Source organism: Caulobacter sp. (assembly GCF_049283275.1).
Classification (GTDB): Bacteria; Pseudomonadota; Alphaproteobacteria; order Caulobacterales; family Caulobacteraceae; genus Caulobacter.
In genome coordinates this window covers 1-2,598 of sequence record NZ_JBAPVS010000033.1, presented here as the reverse complement: position 1 = coordinate 2,598, position 2,598 = coordinate 1, and the positions used below count along the sequence as shown (strand labels likewise).

The 2,598-nt window shown below is 67.3% G+C and carries 3 protein-coding genes; all 3 read left to right on the top strand.

Annotation, left to right across the window (positions count from 1 at the left end):
- On the top strand, nt 1–666 hold a 666-nt coding region (locus WAL33_RS01810), incomplete at its 5' end, for a class I SAM-dependent methyltransferase (RefSeq protein WP_422177906.1).
- Nucleotides 667–742: 76 nt separating this feature from the next.
- Complete coding sequence (mmsB, locus tag WAL33_RS01805) at nt 743–1,639, top strand: 3-hydroxyisobutyrate dehydrogenase (RefSeq protein WP_422177904.1); 897 nt, start codon at nt 743–745, stop codon at nt 1,637–1,639.
- Between the two features lie 181 nt (nt 1,640–1,820).
- Nucleotides 1,821–2,598: 5-aminolevulinate synthase (gene hemA / locus WAL33_RS01800; protein ID WP_422177902.1), on the top strand; the 778-nt coding region annotated here is incomplete at its 3' end.

Here is a 2,598-nt window from a genome sequence, read left to right as displayed (position 1 = left end):
GCCCTGTCCGATCCCAACCGCCCCGCCGCCGACATGGTCCGCGACGACGCGCGCCTGCCGGGCCAGACCCTCGCCTTCGCCGGCGTCAGGCCGGGCGCCAAGGTCGCCGACCTGATCCCCGGCGGCGGCTATTTCACCCGGATCTTGTCCAAGGCCGTCGGGCCGCGCGGCCGTGTCTACGCCTATGTGCCTGACGAACTGACCAAGCTGGCCAAGCGCGAGCCCGCGGTGACGGCCATCGCCGCCGATCCCGCTTACAGGAACGTGTCGGTGATCCTTAACACCCTGCCGAACTTCGGCGCCTCGGAGAAGCTGGACCTGGTGTTCACCGCCCAGAACTATCACGACATGCACAACAAGTTCATGGGCCCGGCGGACCTGTCGGTGGTCAACCGCCAGATCTTCAAGGCCCTGAAGCCGGGCGGCGTGTTCCTGGTGCTGGACCACTCGGCCGAGCCGGGCTCGGGCCTGCGCGACACCGAGACCCTGCACCGCATCGACGCCGAGACGGTCAAGCGCGAGGTCACCGCCGCCGGCTTCATCTTCGAGGGCGAAAGCCGCGTGCTGCGTGATCCGTCCGACACCCGCAAGCTCAGCGTCTTCGACCCGTCTATCCGCGGCAAGACCGACCAGTTCATCTACAAGTTCCGCAAGCCGTCGCGATAAGCTTCCGGCCGGCTAAAACTCAACGATAAGAGCCGCGCCCATGAGGCGCGGTTCGCATTTTCAGGGAGCAACCGGGATGACCCACATCGCCTTCATCGGCCTGGGCAACATGGGCGGCGGCATGGCCGCCAACCAGGCCAAGGCCCAGCATCAGGTCAGCGCCTTCGACCTGTCGGCGGCGGCGCTGGAGAGGGCCGTGGCGGCCGGTTGCCACGCGGCGGGTTCGGTGGCCGAGGCGGTCAAGGACGCGCAGGTGGTGATCACCATGCTGCCGGCCGGACCGCATGTGCGCAGCGTCTATGGCGAGCAGGTGCTGGCCCATGCGCCCAAGTCGGCCTTGCTGATCGACTGCTCGACGATCGACGTCGAAAGCGCCCGGGCCGTGGCCGGACTGGCCAAGGCGGCGGGCTTCCGCTTCGCCGACGCGCCTGTTTCGGGGGGGGTCATGGCCGCCGAGGCCGGGACCCTGGCCTTCATGGTCGGCTGTGACGCGGCGGACTTCGCGGCCGTCGAGGCTGCTCTGGCCCCGATGTCGCGGGCGACCATCCATGCCGGCGACCATGGGGCGGGGCAGGCGGCCAAGATCTGCAACAACATGCTGCTGGGGATCTCGATGCTGGGAACCTGCGAGGCCTTCGCCCTGGCCGAGAAACTGGGCCTGGCCGCCGACCGGTTCTTCGAGATCGCCAGCCAGTCGTCGGGCCAATGCTGGTCGGTCTCGACCTATTGCCCGGTCCCGGGCGTGGGGCCTTCGACCCCGGCCGACCGCAACTACGAGGGCGGGTTCGCCGCGGCGATGATGCTCAAGGACCTCAAACTGGCCCAGGACGCCGCCGCCAAGGCCGGCGCCTCCACGCCCATGGGAGCCCAGGCCGAGGCCCTCTACGCCCTGTTCGACGGCAACGGTTTCGGCGGCAAGGATTTTTCGGCGGTTCTGCAGCTGTTGCGCGGAAAGGTGGCGTCGCTCAATTGACTCGGCTGGCGCGAGAGTGATCTTTAGGGGCGCTGTTCATTCACGAAGGCGACACGTCCGTTCGCGTCTTGGGCTTTCTAGGTAAAAGTCCCTATGTGGACACGGCGCGTCGCTGGTGCGAAAAGCCAAGCCTTGAGTAGGGACCGATAGGACTCGTCGAAGTCCGTCGAGTGAAGATGTCATGGACTACAAAGCCGCGTTCCGCAGTGTCGTCGATCAGATCCGCGACGAAGGCCGCTATCGGGTTTTCGCCGACGTGAAGCGCCACCGCGGCGCCTTTCCGCGCGCCACCTGGACGCGTCCGGACGGCGGCGAGAGCGACATCGTGGTCTGGTGCTCGAACGACTATCTGGGCCAAGGCCAGAACCCCGTGGTGCTGGACGCCATGCACGCGGCGATCGACAACCACGGCTCGGGCTCGGGCGGCACGCGCAACATTTCGGGCACCAACCATCACCATGTCGAGTTGGAGGCCGAGCTGGCCGACCTGCACGGCAAGGAAGCGGCCCTGCTGTTCACCTCGGGCTATGTCTCCAACGAGGCCAGCCTGTCGGCGCTGCAGAAGATTCTGCCGGGCCTGATCATCTTCTCAGACGCCCAGAACCACGCCTCGATGATCGCCGGCATCCGCAACGGCGGCTGCCCGCGTCACATCTTCCGCCACAACGACCTGGCGCACCTTGAGGAACTGCTGATCGCCGCTCCGGCCGACGCGCCCAAGCTGATCGCCTTCGAGAGCGTCTATTCGATGGACGGCGACATCGCCGACATGGCCGGGACCGTGGCCCTGGCCAAGAAGTACGGCGCGATGACCTATCTGGACGAGGTCCACGCCGTGGGCATGTACGGCCCGCGCGGCGGCGGCGTCGCCGAGCGCGACGGCCTGATGGACCAGATCGACATCATCGAGGGCACCCTGGGCAAGGCGTTCGGGGTCATGGGCGGCTACATCACCGGCG